16 protein-coding genes are annotated in these 16,803 nt (G+C 63.0%); 14 read left to right on the top strand and 2 right to left on the bottom strand.

Annotated elements, in window-relative coordinates:
• The 6 genes from HMPREF2656_RS09640 to HMPREF2656_RS09665 form a co-directional block, all read left to right on the top strand.
• The coding region (locus HMPREF2656_RS09640) for a class I tRNA ligase family protein (RefSeq protein WP_141761070.1) at window positions 1–1,239 on the top strand (1,239 nt) is incomplete at its 5' end.
• Window positions 1,239–2,864 (top strand): bifunctional folylpolyglutamate synthase/dihydrofolate synthase, encoded by a 1,626-nt coding sequence (locus HMPREF2656_RS09645; RefSeq protein ID WP_070816515.1) that lies wholly within the window; start codon window positions 1,239–1,241, stop codon window positions 2,862–2,864. The genes HMPREF2656_RS09640 and HMPREF2656_RS09645, both read left to right, overlap by 1 nt.
• Window positions 2,861–3,436: a hypothetical protein gene (locus HMPREF2656_RS09650; protein WP_070816517.1), complete on the top strand. Its 576-nt coding sequence runs from the start codon at window positions 2,861–2,863 to the stop codon at window positions 3,434–3,436. The genes HMPREF2656_RS09645 and HMPREF2656_RS09650 overlap by 4 nt, the downstream gene beginning before the upstream one ends.
• Entirely contained in the window at window positions 3,433–4,278 is an 846-nt protein-coding gene (locus tag HMPREF2656_RS09655) for an ATP-grasp domain-containing protein (protein ID WP_070816519.1), read from the top strand. The genes HMPREF2656_RS09650 and HMPREF2656_RS09655 overlap by 4 nt, the downstream gene beginning before the upstream one ends.
• Entirely contained in the window at window positions 4,275–5,648 is a 1,374-nt protein-coding gene (locus tag HMPREF2656_RS09660) for a hypothetical protein (protein ID WP_070816521.1), read from the top strand. Before HMPREF2656_RS09655 ends, HMPREF2656_RS09660 begins: the two co-directional genes overlap by 4 nt.
• An 8-nt stretch (window positions 5,649–5,656) precedes the next feature.
• Entirely contained in the window at window positions 5,657–6,019 is a 363-nt protein-coding gene (locus HMPREF2656_RS09665) for a DUF4233 domain-containing protein (protein ID WP_246825155.1), read from the top strand.
• Here HMPREF2656_RS09665 and HMPREF2656_RS09670 read toward each other — a convergent pair.
• A complete protein-coding gene (locus tag HMPREF2656_RS09670) occupies window positions 5,997–7,421 on the bottom strand; it encodes an AMP-binding protein (RefSeq protein ID WP_070816523.1) in 1,425 nt (474 codons plus the stop codon). The genes HMPREF2656_RS09665 and HMPREF2656_RS09670 overlap by 23 nt on opposite strands.
• A gap of 64 nt (window positions 7,422–7,485) precedes the next feature.
• On the opposite strand from HMPREF2656_RS09670, the gene ndk reads away from it, so the two are divergent.
• The 7 genes from ndk to proB all read left to right on the top strand — a co-directional run bounded on the left by ndk (window position 7,486) and on the right by proB (window position 15,168).
• Window positions 7,486–7,896: a nucleoside-diphosphate kinase gene (gene ndk, locus HMPREF2656_RS09675; protein ID WP_070421306.1), complete on the top strand. Its 411-nt coding sequence runs from the start codon at window positions 7,486–7,488 to the stop codon at window positions 7,894–7,896.
• Window positions 7,897–8,040: 144 nt separating this feature from the next.
• Window positions 8,041–8,607, top strand: coding sequence for a TetR/AcrR family transcriptional regulator (locus tag HMPREF2656_RS09680; RefSeq protein WP_070421307.1), 567 nt, complete (start codon window positions 8,041–8,043; stop codon window positions 8,605–8,607).
• A 182-nt stretch (window positions 8,608–8,789) separates the two neighbouring features.
• Window positions 8,790–11,621, top strand: a complete 2,832-nt coding sequence (locus tag HMPREF2656_RS09685; protein WP_083319502.1) for a translation initiation factor IF-2 N-terminal domain-containing protein — start codon at window positions 8,790–8,792, stop codon at window positions 11,619–11,621.
• Window positions 11,622–11,790: 169 nt separating this feature from the next.
• Entirely contained in the window at window positions 11,791–12,096 is a 306-nt protein-coding gene (gene rplU, locus HMPREF2656_RS09690) for a 50S ribosomal protein L21 (RefSeq protein WP_070421308.1), read from the top strand.
• 21 nt (window positions 12,097–12,117) lie between these two features.
• On the top strand, window positions 12,118–12,447 hold the full coding sequence (gene rpmA / locus HMPREF2656_RS09695) for a 50S ribosomal protein L27 (RefSeq protein WP_070421309.1): 330 nt from the start codon (window positions 12,118–12,120) through the stop codon (window positions 12,445–12,447).
• Between the two features lie 97 nt (window positions 12,448–12,544).
• The gene (gene obgE, locus HMPREF2656_RS09700; RefSeq protein WP_070421310.1) at window positions 12,545–14,050 is read left to right on the top strand and encodes a GTPase ObgE; all 1,506 of its coding nucleotides are present in this window, start codon (window positions 12,545–12,547) and stop codon (window positions 14,048–14,050) included.
• A 2-nt stretch (window positions 14,051–14,052) separates the two neighbouring features.
• Window positions 14,053–15,168: a glutamate 5-kinase gene (gene proB / locus HMPREF2656_RS09705; RefSeq protein WP_070816525.1), complete on the top strand. Its 1,116-nt coding sequence runs from the start codon at window positions 14,053–14,055 to the stop codon at window positions 15,166–15,168.
• A 15-nt stretch (window positions 15,169–15,183) separates the two neighbouring features.
• On the opposite strand, the gene HMPREF2656_RS09710 is transcribed toward proB, so the two are convergent.
• Window positions 15,184–15,672 carry a hypothetical protein gene (locus tag HMPREF2656_RS09710; protein WP_070614032.1) on the bottom strand — a complete coding sequence of 163 codons (489 nt, stop codon included), beginning with the start codon at window positions 15,670–15,672 and terminating at the stop codon, window positions 15,184–15,186.
• Between the two features lie 194 nt (window positions 15,673–15,866).
• Here HMPREF2656_RS09710 and HMPREF2656_RS09715 point away from each other — a divergent pair, with 194 nt between their 5' ends.
• Window positions 15,867–16,787, top strand: a complete 921-nt coding sequence (locus HMPREF2656_RS09715) for a D-isomer specific 2-hydroxyacid dehydrogenase family protein (RefSeq protein ID WP_070614030.1) — start codon at window positions 15,867–15,869, stop codon at window positions 16,785–16,787.
• Window positions 16,788–16,803: the final 16 nt, after the last annotated feature.

A 16,803-nucleotide genomic window follows, 5' to 3' on the forward strand; every position in this document is an offset into this window, starting at 1 on the left:
ACCACCGTGCTGGTCACCGCCTACGACATCTTGTTCTTCTGGGTTGCCCGCATGATGATGTTCGGCACCTTTGCAGGCTCGACCACCCCGGAGATCCTGGGGGAGGGTAAGGATGGCCGCCCGCAGATCCCGTTCGAGCACCTCTACCTACACGGCCTGGTGCGCGACGAGAAGGGCCGCAAGATGTCGAAGTCCTTGGGCAACGGCATCGACCCGATGGATTGGGTGGAGCAGTACGGTGCGGATGCGCTGCGCTTCGCCCTGGCTCGTGGTGCGAACCCGGGTGTGGACCTGCCGATTGGCGACGACCACGCCACCGCCGCCCGCAACTTTGCCACCAAGCTGTTTAACGCCACCAAGTTCGCGCTCATGAACGGCGCGCGCGTGGACGCGTTGCCTGCACGCGAGGTGCTGACCGACGCTGACCGTTGGATCCTGGATCGAGCCGAGGAAGTCCGCGCCAAGGTGGACGCCTACCTGGACGATTACCAGTTTGCCAAGGCCAACGAGGCGCTTTACCACTTCGCGTGGGATGAGCTGTGTGACTGGTACCTGGAGATCGCCAAGACCCAGATCCCGCGGGACGGCGAGAGCGAGCAGGGTGAGAACACCAAGGTGGTCCTCGGCCGTGTGATCGATGTTGTGCTGCGCCTGCTGCACCCGACGATGCCGTTTATCACCGAGGTGCTGTGGAAGGCGCTGACTGGCGGCGAGACGGTGACGCTCGCGCCGTGGCCGACCGCAGAGGACACCAACGGTGGTGCCGCGACTGACGAGGACGCTCGCCGTCGCATCGAAGATTCGATCAAGCTGATCACCGAGCTGCGTCGTTTCCGCTCTGATCAGGGTGTGAAGCCGTCGCAGAAGGTGCCGGCTCGCCTGGACTTCGCTTCGGCTGATCTGGTGGGCCAGGAGGCAATGGTGCGCCAGATTGCGAAGGTGACGGCGCCGGAGGATGACTTTGAGGCCTCGGCAAGCATTGAGATGCGCCTGAGCAAGGTCAACCTGGACGTCGCGTTGGATACTTCCGACACCGTCGATGTCGCTGCGGAGCGCAAGCGCCTGGAAAAGGAGCTTGCGGCGGCGCAGAAGGAGCTCGACACCACTGGCGGGCAGCTCGCCAATGAGCAGTTCTTGGCTAATGCGCCGGCGCAGGTCGTCGAGAAGATCAAGGCGCGTCAGAAGGTCGCACAGGAAGAGTTTGAGCGCGTCACGGCTCGTCTTGAGGCGCTGAAGTAATGGCGGATAAGTCGTTCGACCCGGAAGCGCGGGCAGCGTACGAGGCACTTCGAGCACAGCTTGGCGACGACGCCCTCGAGGGCATCGACATCGCCGACCTCGAATCCGGCCGTGACACCGACTTCGGCCACCTGGAGATGACCGATCACGGCATCACGCTCAACCTGGCCGACATGCCGGCCGAAAGTGGCGCGGATGCCGCCGAGACGGACAGCGACGAGCCCGCACCCACCTTGGCGCCGGAGGGCGACCACCCGGACTTTGACAAGGTGGTTGCCAAGTTGGATGCGCGTGCGGCGGCGAACGATCCGAACCCGTCGCTGGATCGCATTGCGATGCTGATGGATCTGCTGGGCACTCCTCAGCAGTCCTTCAACGTCATTCACGTGGCGGGCACGAACGGCAAGACGTCGACGGCGCGTATGGCGGAGTCGATCCTGCGCGCGCTGAACCGTCGCACGGGGTTGTTCACCTCGCCGGAGTTGGAGCGTGTCACCGAGTGCATCCTCATCGACGGGGAGGAAATTTCCCAGACCCGTTTCGTGGATGTCTGGCGCGACATTGAGCCGTACGTGGACATGGTGGACGCGCACTTCCGCGAGTGCGGCGAGGCGGAGATGAGCCGTTTCGAGCTGCTCGTCGGCATTGCGTACGCGGCGTTCGCGGACGCACCCGTGGATGTTGCGATCGTCGAGGTCGGCATGGGCGGCACCTGGGATGCGACGAACGTGGTGGAGGCGGACGTGTCCGTCATCACCCCGATCGGTATCGACCACCAGCGTTTCCTCGGCGAGACGATTGAGGAGATCGCCGCGCACAAGGCCGGCATCATCAAGGCGCGTGAGCGCGACGGCTACGGACCGGCGGAAAACATCGCCATCGTTGCTGAGCAGGAGCCGGAGGCGATGCAGGTCATCCTGGAGCGCGCGGTGGAAACCGGCGCTGCGGTGGCGCGACAGGGGCGCGACTTTACTATCGACGACTCCTCAGTCGCCGTCGGCGGCCAGCAACTATCGCTGCAGGGCCTTGGCGGAGTCTACGACGACATCTTCTTGCCGCTTTCCGGCGCACACCAGGCAGAGAACGCTTCGGTGGCGCTGGCTGCGGTGGAGAGTTTCTTCGGCGTGTCCCGCGAGCACCCGTTGGATATGGATTCGGTGCGCCAGGGCTTCGCGGAGGTGAAGGTGCCTGCGCGCGTGGAGCGTGTGCTGGGTGATCCGGTGGTGCTCATCGACGCCGCCCACAACCCCCACGGTGCGGCCACGCTCGCCGAAGCGATGCAGCGCGACTTCAACTACCAGTCCGTTATCGGCGTGGTGTCCATCTTCGCGGACAAGGATGCTCGCGCGATGCTGGCAGCGCTCGAGCCGGTGCTCGCGGATGTGGTGATCACCCAGAACACCGACCCGCGCGCGATGGACGCTTACGAGTTGGCGGAGATCGCCTACGAGGTCTTCGGCGATGAGCGTGTGCGTGTCGACGACAACCTGCCCTCGGCGATCGAACTCGCCATCGAGTTGGCCGAGGAGGAAAGCCCCGAAGGCGTCGGTGTGCTCATCACCGGCTCCGTTGCCACCGCAGGTCAGGCGCGCACCTACCTGCGTTCGTCGCGGGGTGTGCAGTGACCGCGCACCTGCTGTTGCCTGGCACGGCGCCGGTGATTGTTACGGCGCCACACGCCGTGGAGCAGCAGCGCGACGGCAAGATCAAGCTTGCGGAGCCCGCGACCCGTTGGCTCGCGGAGCAACTCCACGAGCACGCAGGTGCTACAGCGTTGATCAAGACCGACGCGGATAAGGCGGATCCGAACTCGGACGAGCACAGTCCGTTCCGGGACGTCGCGGTGCGCGAGGTCGAGCAGCGCGGGATCGTTGCGGGCATCGACTTGCACCAGATGAACCCGGACCGGCCCGATCAGGTGATCCTGGGAACCGGTCGCGGGCGCAACATCCACGACGATTGGCGGGTGCGCGACATTGTGGTCGCCGAGTTCAACGCGTGCGGGGTGCCCGTGCTTGTCGACGAAATCTTTCCCGCAATGGGACTTCACCGCGTGTCCTCCGACGTCGCGCTGCGTACCAACATTCCGTACGTGCAGGTGGAGATGAACAGTGCTGCGCTCGACGAAGGGCCGCGCGAACACATGCTGGCTGCGTTGACGCGCATCGTGCAGCGCTTTGCGGAGGAATTGGCGTGAAACCGACCTGGCTGGTGACTAACCGATGGCTGCACTGGGACAAGTTTGAGTGGCAGTTCGACCAGATCATCGGGGCATCACACGGCCAGATTGAGCGTGTGACCACCGACTACGCAGTTACTCATTTGGACAACCTTCCCGAGGTGGCCTTCATCATGGATAAGGATGTCGCCGCGGTTGCGCAGTTGGAGGCGTTCGGGGTCAGGTGCGTGAATTCGTCGCAAAGCATTGCGCTGTGTGACAACAAGGCGTACACGCATGCGGCGCTGACTCGGGCGGGGATCGCGCACCCGAAAACGATCACCGCGCCGCTGGTGTACCGCAACCTCGCGGCGGAGGAATGGGCCAACAGCGAGTTTGTTGCCGCGGTCGAACACTCCCTGGGGTTTCCGGCGGTGGCGAAACATGCCGTCGGGTCGTGGGGCAGCGGGGTGTTTCTTGTAAAAAGCCGCGACGAGCTCATCGACGTGCTGCGTGAGGCGTACCCCTCACCGGTGATTGTGGAGGAGTACGTCGCTGGCTCGCACGGCCGCGACGCGCGGATCTACATGGTGGGCGACACACCCGTCGCAGCGATGCGGCGCTTTGGCCAAGGTGGAGATTTCCGCGCCAACATCACAGGTGGTGGGCGTGCGGAAGCCTGGGATCCCCCGGCCGAATACGTCGACGTTGCGCGCGCCGCGATGGCAGCGCTCGGGCTGGATATTGGGTCGGTGGACTTCCTTGATGCGCAAGACCCCCTGGTAGGCGAGGTGAACTCGAACGCGCAGTTTGCCTCGCTGACGGAAACCACCGGAATCGATGTCGCAGCAGCAGTCGTTGAATATCTGGAGCAGCTTTGACCGAGATGTACCTGCCGGCCCGTGAGGTGCGGCTCAGCGGGAAGAAAGCCAGTGTGGCAACCTACCCGGTGAACTCACTGGTCATCGGCCGCGACTGGCCGGGCTGGGAGGGGCTCAGCGATTTCCACCCGGCGCTGTTGGACGGCACCACCGCGGTGCAGTTGATCAAGGGTGGTGCGGGCGAGGAGGCATCTGCAACCGCACGCATCCTCCGTGCCGTGCCTGACGGTGTCGCGTCGGTTCAGCCTGTGCACGCGGAGGTGTTTTCCACCAACGTGAAACAGCGCGCGGACAAGGCGGGCGATAGTTCGATCGTGATCAGCGAGTCAGTCCGCGCCCGGCTGCCGGAGGCGGAGCACTACCGGGTGGTATGCCCGTTTACCAGGTGCTCGTTCGTTGTCACCCGCGACGAGATTGAGACGTTCCCAGAAGGCGAATACTCCGAGGGCACCATCAAGATTTCTCGTTACCAGCGCATCCTGTTGCGCCTGCACCCGCCGATGGACATCACAAAGGCGCATCGTGACGCGATCCCGCCAGAGCACCACACGCTCATTGACGCCCACTACAAGGACAGGGGTGTTTGGCCGCGCGAGCGTATCGACGACATCGCGTACCCAGACCGCATCCAAATCAATAGGGCCCTTCGCGCAGCGAAATTCTTCGACATCATGGTCGTGCCGATGATCGAAGGGGAGGGCACGTCGGTGTTCGGGGACAACGAACGCTCCACCGCGCGCAAGAACCCGCTGCGCAGGTCGTGGTACTGGACCGCAAGGAAGCTCCTCGGTTCGCGAACCTACGTGATGCGGGTCGCTCGACCGAACGACATCGACGAGTCCCGCGCGGTGGTGCGCCTCACTGCGGATTCGATGCAGTCGTTGGGCATCGAGGATTCGGATATTGTGCGGCTGCGCTACGGCGACCGGACGATTGCGGCGCGTGCGATGGCGATTGTCGACGACGCCCGTTTCCGCCAGAACTCTCACATCAGCGTCATCGAGCCACTCGATGCGGTCATTGGTATTCCGTCGAAACTGCGCGGACAACTTGGTGTACCGAGCATTAACGAGTCGGTGAAGGTAGACCGCGACGTCAACCACCTGCTGCGCAAAACCCTGAACGTGTACATTTTGTCGGCGCTCGCGTGGCTGTTTACCGTGCTGCAGGTCATCCCGGAAGGTCCTCGAGCGACGATTGGCACCGTGGGGTTGTTCGTTCTCGCGCTGCCGTTCATTGTCTACCTTGCGGCGGCGCCGCGCCGGGCGCAGGTTATGGATGCCAGCCAGGTCTGGCTACGATTACCACCATGGCGAGAAAGCAGACGCAGCAGGAAATGGGCCCACTTGGGCCCGGTCACGCTCCGGTGAAGGATCCGATGGCTGGGCTTACCGGTGTTCTGTCCGGCACGTTGATCATGGAAGCGATCACGATCCTGCTCATTCTCACGGTGATCCTCAAGGTAGATGAGGGCGAGCACTGGACCACGTTTAACTGGGTCTACATCACCGTTGTTGGTCTGGCGCACGTGGTGATGGCTGCGTTTCAGCGCAAGCCCGGCGCCCTGTGGATCGACCTGGCGTTGCAGGTTCCACTAATTTTTGGCTTTTTCATCCACTGGTCGGTGACCGCTGTGGGCGTGATCTTCGGCATCGTGTGGTACTTCATCATCCAAATGCGCTCGGAGATGATTCAGCGTATGCGCCACGGTTACCTGGTTACTCAGCACCTGGGGACGTAAGTTCGCGCCGTAGGATTTTGCCTGCTGCGCTTCGGGGGATGGCGTCGACGAAGGTGACCATGCGCACTTTTTTGTAGGGGGTGACGCGCTGCGCAACCCATGCCATGATGTCGTCTTCACTCAGCGCCGTTTGCGTGACGACGAACGCACGTGGCACCTCCTCAATCACCCCGTCCACCGTTCGGCGGTGGCCTGTCACGGCGACGTCGTCGATATCGGGGTGGGTAAGCAGGAGCGCTTCGAGTTCTGCGGGGGCCATTTGGAAGCCGTGGTACTTGAACACGTCCTTGGCGCGGTCGATGATGGTGACCGTTTCATCCTCGTTGATCCGGGCGATGTCGCCGGTGTGCAGCCAGCCGTCCTGGATTGCCTGTTTGGTGGCGGCGTCGTTGTTCAGATAGCCGCGCATGAGTTGAGGCCCGCGCACGAGGAGTTCGTTGTCCTCGCTGAGGCGGAACTCGGTGTTGGGGATGGCGAACCCGATCGTGCCTGGGTCTGACTTGCCGGAGATGCCGACGTGGGTCACGGGTGCGGATTCGGTCGTGCCGTAGCCTTGGAGGATTTCAACGCCGATGTGGCGCTCGACTTTGCGCGCCAGGTTCGTATCCAGCGATGCCGCGCCGCACACCAAAAAACGGGTGGTGGCGAAATCTTCAGGGGTGGGGTGGTTGGACAACGCGAGTGCAAGCGGGGGAGCGATGTAGGACACATCGATTGCGCGGCCGCGGTGGGCAGCGGTGAACTCAGCAAGGTTGAAGCGGGCCGCGGTGGTGACGTGTCGGCGTGCGGTCAGCGACGACAACAGCAGTGTGTTTAGCCCATAGATGTGTGAAAAGGGCAAGGGGGCGATCACGCCACCGCCCCGGCCGATGCCGCTTGCAGCCAGTGCTGCGTTGAACTGGGCGGCGTTGGCGGTGATCGCGACGTGGGTTAACTCCACGCCTTTCGGCAGGCCTGTGGTGCCGGAGGAAAACGGAATCACCGCAACGTCGTCAGCGCTTCCGACGGGTTCGAACTCGCCGGGGCGGATGTCCTCGGCGGTGACGCGGTCGGTGGTGTGGGCGAGGGTTGCGAGGTGGTTCGCTTCGTCGTCGATAAGCGAATGCCCAATGACGCACACACGTGCGCCAGTCGCGGATGCGCCGAGGAGGCCTGCGGCGAAGTTGATGGAGTTCGGCATGAGCAGCTCGACGACGCTGCCCGGGCCCACGCCGCGCGCGGCGAGCGAGGCCGCAGTGCCGAGCGCCAACGCACGCAACTGCGGGTACGTGACTGTGCGGCCGGTGTCGATCTCCGTAATTGCGGGGGTATCCGGCAGCGCCTCTTCATCCGCCGCAAAGACAGACGCGAACAGGGTTGTCCCCGGTAGATCAATATCCGGAAGTGGGCTGCGGTGACACATGGGGGCAAGACTACGGCATAGCCAAGACGTGCAACACGTGTCGGGTTGGGTAAGATTGCGAGCCATGACTGAACGTACTCTGATCCTGATCAAGCCGGACGGCGTGGCAAACGGCCACGTCGGCGAAATCATTTCCCGCATCGAGCGCAAGGGCCTGAAGCTCGTCGAGCTCGACCTGCGCACCGCTGACCGCGAGACCGCTGAGAAGCACTACGCAGAGCACAAGGACAAGCCGTTCTTCGGCGATCTGGTCGACTTCATCACCTCCGCTCCGCTGGTGGCTGGCATCGTCGAGGGCGAGCGCGCCATCGAGGCGTGGCGTCAGCTCGCTGGTGGCACCGACCCGGTGTCCAAGGCAACCCCTGGCACCATTCGTGGCGACTTCGCCCTGACCGTTGGTGAGAACGTCGTGCACGGCTCTGACTCTCCGGAGTCCGCTGAGCGCGAGATCGCTATCTGGTTCCCGAACCTCTAAGCGGTAAGTCCGCTTCCCGGCACCGTGCTCCGCGTGAGGGGCGCAGGTGCCGTTTTCGTTTCTACGAAGCGAAACTCTATGATTTTCTACGGCTTTTATTGGATTTAAAGAAATCGCATGTCTACACGATGCGATGGAGGGTAGATGGCAACGTCATCACGGTCCGAGCAGGCGCGCGCGATTGAAAAGCGCGCAGCAATTCTTCACGCAGCAACTGAATTGCTGCTCAACGAGGGGCTCCGCGGCGTGACCCACCGGCAGGTGGCCGCCGAAGCAAAAGTGCCGGTCGGGTCGATCGGTTACTACTATTCCACGCGCGAAAAGCTCGTGGTCACATGCCTGGATCAGCTTTTTGAGTCCCGCCGTAAGGTGTTCCACGAGATCATGGGTGGCAGCGTCGACCTGAAGGACCCTGTGCAGTTCGCTGAAGCGGTTGTCAATGTCATCTCGTGCGCACAAGCAGAGCGCGTACGCCAGACGGTCTATGCTTTCGTCGATTCCGAACGCGAGCCGGGCGAAGTGCAGGCGTTTTCCTCCGCTGGTCTTGAGGAGCTCAAGGGCATGGTGACCAAAATGATGGAACAGCATGGTGTGGACGGTCTGAACTCCACCCGTGTTGTCCAGGTAGCCGTCGGTGCTGCGGTGACCGAAAACCACCGCGACGCCCCGGTTTCTGCGGTGATTGATCTCCTGCGTGTCGCCGAGCAGTAGCGTCGCGTATCTGTGGCACGAAAGTTGTGCAAGAATGAGTCTCAGGCGACGAGCAAGGATGACTCGGAGCTGAGAAACTTTTGCATACCCGTGGCACACGGTGTTCCGCGCGGCTGCTCGGTAGTCTTGCCGGCGCCTGGACATGACGGTTGGCCACGGCAGGAACACTGGAGCGTGCCGCTTTGGCTAAAAATAAATCAAACCGTTTCGCCGATTTTGACCGCTCGGCGCTGTCGGAAAAGACCAGGGTGTTCAACCTGGCGAAAATGCTTGATGTCCCATCGAAGGACTTGGTTGTCGCACTCGCAGACTTAGGTCTGGTGAAGGTTGCGCAGTCCACGCTGACCAAGGCGGAAGCAGACATGCTTCTCGACGCCTTGGCGGCAGGTGCCAGCACCACATCCGACCCTGAGCGCGATAAAGAGGCGGATGAGAAGATCCGTAACCGCGTGCGCAAGGACGTGGAAAACGAGATCCACCAGATCGAAGAAAAGGTCGAGGCGGAACTGCAGACGGCTGAAGAACCGGCCGAGGAGCCTGCCGAAGAACCAGCGGAGGAACCGGCTGAGGAACCGCTCACCGACATCGAGCCCGAGATCACCCCGGCGCCGCAGGAGGATCCGGAAGAGGATCGCATCCCCGCGACCCACGCGCCGCTGTTTAAGGCACCGACGCGTTCGGAACGCCGCCGCGCCACCCGCAAGGCGAAGCCGGCCGAGGACACCGCCTCACAGAAGCAGCAGGTAGACGAGCCACTCGAAGATGGCCAGGTAGAGGATTCGGGTGAGGGTGTCGTCGATACGCACAGCGAGATCGACGAGCCTGTGGCGATCAAGGGGTCGTCTCGTCTGGAGGCGCAGCGCCGTCGTCGCTCGGAGCGCCGCGAGGAACACCGCAAGCGCTCCCGCATTGTGAGCCAGGCTGAGTTCTTGGCGCGCCGCGAATCGGTCGAGCGCCACATGGTCGTGCGTGAACGGGAGCGCCACGACGGGCAGGGGCGGATCACGCAGGTTGGTGTGCTTGAAGACGGCATGCTCGTCGAGCACTTTGTTACCTCCGATGCGCAGGCCTCGATGATTGGCAACATCTACCTGGGGCGTGTGCAAAACGTGCTGCCGAGTATGGAAGCTGCCTTCATCGACATCGGGCAGGGCCGCAACGGTGTGCTCTACGCCAGCGAGGTGGATTGGAAGTCTGCCGGCCTCGGTGGGCGTTCGCGCCGCATCGAGCATGCGCTGAAGTCCGGCGACCAAGTACTCGTGCAGGTGACTAAGGATCCGATCGGGCACAAGGGTGCACGGTTGAGTACCCAGATTTCGCTCGCGGGCCGCTACCTCGTCTACGTCCCGGGTGGGCGCAGCGCAGGTATCTCCCGCAAGTTGCCTACCCCGGAGCGCAAGCGCCTCAAGCAGATCCTTGCGGACGTGGTGCCGGGCAAGGGCGGTGCCATCATCCGCACCGCCGCAGAGGGCGTCAGCGAGGAAGCGATTGCTGCGGACGTGAACCGTCTGCACAACCAGTGGACCTCGATTCAAAAGCGCGCCGAGGAGGAGAAAAACTCCAAGGGTGCCAAGCCGGTGACCCTCTACGAAGAGCCGAACCTGCTGGTCAAGGTTGTGCGCGACCTGTTCAATGAGGACTTCACCTCTCTGATCGTGGATGGCCGGAAGCCCTGGAACACCGTGCACGCGTACGTGCAGTCGGTTGCGCCGGATCTGCTGGATCGGTTGGAGAAGTTCGACCGGGGCGCCCACGAGGGCAAGGACGCGTTCGAGGAGTACCGCGTCGACGAACAGATCTCCAAGGCACTGTCGCGCACCGTGTGGCTGCCGTCGGGCGGCACGTTGGTCATTGACCGCACTGAGGCGATGACGGTGATCGACGTCAACACCGGCAAGTTCACCGGCTCTGGTGGCTCGCTGGAGGAGACGGTCACCTCGAACAACCTCGAGGCGGCTGAGGAGATCGTGCGTCAGATTCGTCTGCGTGACATTGGCGGCATGATCATCATCGACTTCATCGACATGATCCTGCCGGAAAACCAGGACCTTGTGCTGCGCCGTCTCAACGAGGCGCTGGGCCGCGACCGCACCCGCCACCAGGTCTCTGAGGTGACGTCGCTGGGCCTGGTGCAGTTGACTCGCAAACGCCTGGGCACCGGCCTGTTGGAGACGTTCTCCAAGCCGTGCGAGTGCTGTGATGGCCGCGGTGTTGTGCTCACCGAGGACCCCGTCGAGGCCGAGGAGAGGAAGCCCGACCGCCCTGCTCGCAAGTCGCGCGAGTCGAAGCAGTCTCAGCGCAAGCCGCAGCAGAAGCAGCCGCTTGACGACGACCACATGGACGAACTGCTCGACTCCATCTTCTCCTCTGGCAAATCTGCAAACGGCTCCGCTGAGGAGCCGACTGAAGGGTCGGCTGGCGAAGAGAAGCCGCGCCAGACCCGCCGTCGCGGGCGCCGTGGCGGCAGCCGTGGCCGCGGCCGCTCCGACGCCCCGCGGCGTGATGGGCAGCGCACTGAGCAGCGTGATGGGCAGCGTGACAGCGCCACCACCCCGGAGCGCGGCGAGCGGTCCGAGAAGCCGGCACAGCCAGAGAAGCCGACCCAGACGTACGAGGAAGCGGTTGAGGAGTTCGAGGCCTCGCCGCGCCGCAAGCGTCGCACGCGCGGCAACTCCCGATCCGATCACAGGCCGCGCCGGGAAGACTTCGAGCAGGAGTCGCAAGCGCAGCAGGAGCAGCAGGTACAGCAGGAAGAAAAGACCCCGAAGCGCAGTGCGTCTCGTAAATCGAGGAGCGCAGAAGCAGGGGCAACCGTGCAGGTGACGACGAAGACGAACCGTCGTGGTCGCCGTCGTGTTGTCCGCAAGTCGGCAACCTCTGCGCCGGTGCGTCAGCACGTCGCAGCGGATCCGGAGGACAAGCCGGTGAAGAAGGAGACTCGTCGACAAGCGCCTGCTGCACGACGTGGCCGCCGCCGTGCTACCCGACGTGGTGGCGGGCGCGGTTTGGAGTAACGCGTAGGGGCGGTGTAGTCTTTGGCAGTCGCTGTTTTGGGGCGTGCCGCCTCGTTGCCTTTGCATGCGGGCACGGCTGGCCACGTTAGGCCCTAAAACGCTTAAGTTGTTCCATTCCGACCTCGTTGCATGCCGAGGTTGGGCGAGTAGAGATAAGGGGTAACCCTCTATGTACGCGATCGTCAAGACCGGCGGCAAGCAGTACAAGGTTGCCGAAGGCGACCTCGTCAAGGTCGAGAAGCTTGAGGGTGAAGCAGGCGACAAGGTCGAACTCACCCCGGTCCTTCTCGTTGATGGCGCAAACGTCACCTCCGGTGCCGACGCTCTGTCCAAGGCAAAGGTCTCTGCGGAGATCGTTGAGCAGGGCAAGGGCAAGAAGGTCAAGATTCTGAAGTACAAGAACAAGACCGGCTACAAGGTCCGTCAGGGTCACCGCCAGCCGCTGACCACCGTCAAGATCACTGGCATCAAGTAACCAACTAGGAGAGATTGAACTATGGCAACCAAGAAGGGTGCATCCAGCTCCTCGAACGGTCGTGACTCTGAGTCCAAGCGCCTCGGTGTGAAGCGCTTCGGTGGCCAGCAGGTCAAGGCCGGCGAGATCATCGTCCGCCAGCGCGGCACCAAGTTCCACCCGGGCGACAACGTCGGCCGTGGTGGCGACGACACGCTGTTCGCACTGGCCTCCGGCTCCGTGCAGTTCGGCATCAAGCGCAAGCGTCGCATCGTCAACATCATCCCGGCTGACGGCCAGGGTGTTGCTTCCGAGGTCCTCGAGCAGGCTGAGGCAGCAGGCGTTGTTGAGGAAAACACCGCAACCGCGTAAGCGCGTGTAACGCTTCGGCGCCGCAGGTCCCGTGCATTCGGGCTTGCGGCGCTTTTTGCATATCATCGTCCGTGTTACAGAAAGGCGGAAAACAACCATGGCTCAATTCGTTGACCGTGCCACCCTGCACCTCCAAGCCGGCGATGGTGGCCACGGCTGTGTGTCCGTCCACCGCGAAAAGTTCAAACCCCTCGGCGGTCCGGACGGTGGCAACGGCGGCCACGGTGGCGACATCATCCTTGAGGTTTCCACACAGGTCCACACCCTGCTGGATTTCCAATACCGCCCGCATGTGAAGGCGAAGCGTGGTGGCAACGGCGCGGGTGATTGGCGCAACGGTGCACGCGGCGAGGATCTCGTGCTCGAGGTGCCGGTCGGCACCGTTGTGCGCAGCGAAGAGGGCGAGGTGCTCGCAGACCTCACCGTGCCTGGCACCCGCTTCATCGCTGCAGAAGGCGGTTTCGGTGGGCTGGGCAATGCTGCGCTGGCTACCGCCAAGCGCAAGGCACCGGGCTTCGCGCTCAAGGGTGAACCGGGCCAAGCGCTGGACCTGATCCTGGAACTGAAGTCCATGGCTGATGTGGGCCTGGTGGGTTTCCCGTCGGCGGGTAAGTCGTCGTTAATTGCAGTGCTCTCCGCGGCAAAGCCGAAAATTGCGGACTACCCCTTTACCACGCTCGCGCCGAACCTGGGTGTGGTCAACGTTGGCCATGATACGTTCACCATCGCCGATGTGCCCGGGCTGATTCCGGGGGCAAGCCAGGGCAAGGGGCTTGGTCTGGACTTCCTGCGTCACATCGAGCGCACCGCCGTGTTGGCCCACATCGTGGATGTGGCCACGATGGAGCCGGGGCGCGACCCGATCTCTGACATCGAGGCGCTGGAGCACGAATTGGATACCTACGCCGAGGCGTTGGATATGGACACCGGCCTGGGCGATCTGCGCGAGCGTCCCCGCATTGTGGTGCTGAACAAGATGGACGTGCCGGAGGCTAAGGAGCTCGCGGAGTTCCTCAAGGACGACGTCGAGGAGAAGTTCGGCTGGCCGATCTACATGATTTCCACCGCCACCCGCGAAGGTCTTGATGAGCTGAAGTGGGCGATGTGGGAGATCGTCAAGAAGGCCCGCAAGGCTCGCCCGAAGCCGGAGCGCACTGCTGAGGCTGAGGTGATCCGTCCGCGCGCGGTGGGTCGTTCCAACCGTGGCGGCATCGAGGTCACCCGCGACCCGATGTACCCGGAGGGTTGGCTGGTTACCGGTGAGAAGGCGGAGCGTTGGATCCGCCAGACCGACTTTGAAAACGACGAGGCCATCGGCTACCTCTCTGACCGTCTGAACAAAGCTGGCGTGGAGGAAATGCTGCGCAAGCTCGGCGCGGAAGAGGGCGATACGGTCACGATTGGTGAGATCTCCTTCGACTGGGAGCCATCGATCGGTGGCGACCCGACCCTTGCCGGCCGTGGCCAGGACGCGCGTCTTGGTGGCACCGACCGTGTGTCCTCGGCAGAGCGCAAGCGTGCATCGCAGGCTCGTCGTGGCCTGATCGACGAGTACGACTACGGCACCGGCGAAGAGGCCGATCGCGAGCGCTGGCAGGGATAGGGATGTCGGATCTTCGCAGCCAGATCGCGTCCGCACGTCGCATTGTGGTGAAGCTGGGCACCAGTTCGCTTGTCGACGACACCGGGCAGGTATCCCCAGCAAAAATCGACCGCATCGTCGACGCCATCGAAGGACGCATCGCCCGCGGTACCGACGTGGTTGTCGTGTCCTCCGGTGCGATCGCCGCCGGCATGGTCCCGCTCGGGTTGAAGACGCGCCCGCGTGATTTGGCGACGAAGCAGGCCGCAGCCTCGGTCGGCCAGATTCACCTGGCTCAGGTGTGGGGCGCCTCGTTTGCGCGCTATGGCCGGACGACTGGCCAGGTGTTGCTGACCCAGTCCGATGCCGGTTCGCGTGAGCGCGCCCGCAACGCGCAGCGCACACTCGAGCGGCTGCGTCAGATGGGTGCGGTGCCGATCGTCAACGAAAACGACACGGTTGCCACCTCTGAGATGCGCTTTGGTGATAACGACCGGTTGTCGGCGATCGTCGCTACGCTGATCGCTGCTGATGCGCTGGTGCTGCTCTCTGATGTGGATGCGCTCTACGACCGCAACCCGGCTGAGCCTGGGGCAGTGCGTATCGACGAAGTCCGAACCGGCAAGGACCTCGAAGCCGTCCAAGCCGGCGACGGCGGCGTCTTCGGCACTGGTGGCATGGCCGCGAAGGTGTCGGCGGCTCGCCTGGCTGCACGTGGCGGCGTGCCGGTGCTGCTGACAGCGACAGAGAACATCAACGCCGCACTCGACCACGGCCAGGTGGGCACCGTGTTCCACACACGACCAGGCCGGAAACTTTCCGCATGGAAGTTCTGGGCGCTCTACGCCGCAGACGCGGAAGGTGTGCTGCGCCTGGATGAAGGTGCGGTCGAAGCCGTGACCCGTGGTGGCACAAGCCTGTTGGCGGTGGGGATCACCGGGATCGAAGGCGAGTTCCACGCTGGCGACATCGTGGAGATCCTCGGGCCCGACTCTGAAGCCATTGGCCGTGGCGAGGTGGCGTACGACGCCGCCGAACTCGCCGGGATGCTGGGTCGCCACTCCGACGAGTTGCCCGAACACCAGCGCCGCCCAGTCGTCCACGCGGACTACCTGAGCAACTACGCGTCCAGGTTGTAGTCCAGGCTGTAGGCGTTAGCGGAACAGTTCGGTGGGCATCCGCCAGATTTTTTCGCCGAGTGGGGTGATGCGGGTTTCGGGTTTGATCTTCATCAGGAAGTTTTCGTCGCTAGCTGTGCGCGGAAGGTAGGCGAATCCTGGAGTGTTGGTCAGTCCCATGATGGGCGGGTAGGACGGGTCGTAGTCGATGACCACGTCGAATTGGCGGAGGCGTTTCATGAGACCGTTGGCGCGTTCGCGGGACTCGTTCGTCAGTTTCCCGGGCGCGACCATTTCGTGTCCGATGAGACGGAATGCGACGAAGGTGGCGTTTTTGGTGAGGGTGGGATCGACGTCCCAGGGCAGGTTCTCTTGGACGGTGGTGATTGGAGAGGTGTAGCCGGCTTGTTTTGCCAGTTGATGAATGTACTGGCGGGAAACGTTGTACTCACGGGCGATTTCTACCTGGCGGTAGCCGTTTTCCATCATGTAGATCACGAGCTCGGGTGAGAGGGGAGTTGTCATAGGCAATGCACTTTCTTCTACAGGTGTCGGGGAAACACTACAGGTCCTATAGGTGTGATCACATGAGTTTTCTTGAGGAATTCTTGACGGGCACTGTTAACTTCCTTACAGGGGTGGCGCCCGTGCGATCGTGGACACTCGAATAGTTCCAATGTCGGTGCCGGGGGTCGGGTTCTTCCGTACTCTGGGCAGGCATGAAGTTCACGTATTTGCCAAAGCCCAAAGACGAGCCCATCGCCGCGCTGGAGGCACAGGGCCATGAGTATGTCGCTCTCGAGGACAACCCTGACCTCGTGCTGTTCGGCGGCGGCCCGAAGGATTTCCCGGATGAGCTGCCCGACAGCGTGAAGGTCGTGCAGATCCAGTACGCCGGCATCGAGGGTTTGCTGGAGGCTGGCATCCTGGCTGAACATGCGGCCAACGGTGTGCGCTTTGCTAATGCGGGTGGGCTTTACGACGACACCGTGGCCGAATCCACCCTCGCCCTCCTGCTTGCCGTGGAGCACCGTATGAAGGCCGTGGACCGCGAGTGGAACAACACACAGCTGTTCAAAGAGAAGGAGTACCTCTTCGATAACAAGAAGCTCGCCCTGATTGGTGCTGGTGGTATCGGTAAAACCCTGATCCGCTTCTTGGAGCCGTTCGGTATGGAGATCACCGCCGTGAACCGCTCGGGCAACCCGGTGGACGGTGCGGACCGGACCGTTGCCATGAAGGATGCCGACGAGGTCTGGGCCGATCACGATTACTTTGTCCTGCTTACCCCGTTGACGGAGGAGACCCGCCACATGGTGAACACTGATCGGATTGAGCAGATGAAGGACACGGCGGTCGTCGTCAATGTTGGGCGCGGTCCGCTGATTGATACGGAGGCGCTCACCGACGCACTGGTCAACGGCAAGCTCCGTGGCGCTGGTCTTGACGTGACGGAGCCGGAGCCGCTGCCGGCGGACCACAAGCTGTGGGACCTGGATAACTGTGTGATCACGCCGCACACCGCGAATATCCCGCGGTACATGGAACGCCGCATCGGGGCGCTGGCGTTGAAGAACTGGGACCTCTTCGAAGCGGGGGAGAAGATGTCGACCGAGGTCGACGTCGAGGCCGGGTACTAGCACGAAGTCTGCGGGC

Origin of the sequence: Corynebacterium sp. HMSC034B08, assembly GCF_001835805.1 — a bacterium.
Lineage (GTDB): Bacteria > Actinomycetota > Actinomycetes > Mycobacteriales > Mycobacteriaceae > Corynebacterium > Corynebacterium coyleae.

Bases quoted from the DNA above. Each gene is read 5' to 3' on its own strand.
- HMPREF2656_RS09645 (WP_070816515.1), top strand. From the start codon at position 1,239: ATGGCGGATAAGTCGTTCGACCCGGAAGCGCGGGCAGCGTACGAGGCA.
- HMPREF2656_RS09665 (WP_246825155.1), top strand. From the start codon at position 5,657: ATGGCTGGGCTTACCGGTGTTCTGTCCGGCACGTTGATCATGGAAGCG.
- HMPREF2656_RS09670 (WP_070816523.1), bottom strand. From the start codon at position 7,421: ATGTGTCACCGCAGCCCACTTCCGGATATTGATCTACCGGGGACAACC.
- ndk (WP_070421306.1), top strand. From the start codon at position 7,486: ATGACTGAACGTACTCTGATCCTGATCAAGCCGGACGGCGTGGCAAAC.
- HMPREF2656_RS09680 (WP_070421307.1), top strand. From the start codon at position 8,041: ATGGCAACGTCATCACGGTCCGAGCAGGCGCGCGCGATTGAAAAGCGC.
- rplU (WP_070421308.1), top strand. From the start codon at position 11,791: ATGTACGCGATCGTCAAGACCGGCGGCAAGCAGTACAAGGTTGCCGAA.
- rpmA (WP_070421309.1), top strand. From the start codon at position 12,118: ATGGCAACCAAGAAGGGTGCATCCAGCTCCTCGAACGGTCGTGACTCT.
- obgE (WP_070421310.1), top strand. From the start codon at position 12,545: ATGGCTCAATTCGTTGACCGTGCCACCCTGCACCTCCAAGCCGGCGAT.
- proB (WP_070816525.1), top strand. From the start codon at position 14,053: ATGTCGGATCTTCGCAGCCAGATCGCGTCCGCACGTCGCATTGTGGTG.
- HMPREF2656_RS09710 (WP_070614032.1), bottom strand. From the start codon at position 15,672: ATGACAACTCCCCTCTCACCCGAGCTCGTGATCTACATGATGGAAAAC.
- HMPREF2656_RS09715 (WP_070614030.1), top strand. From the start codon at position 15,867: ATGAAGTTCACGTATTTGCCAAAGCCCAAAGACGAGCCCATCGCCGCG.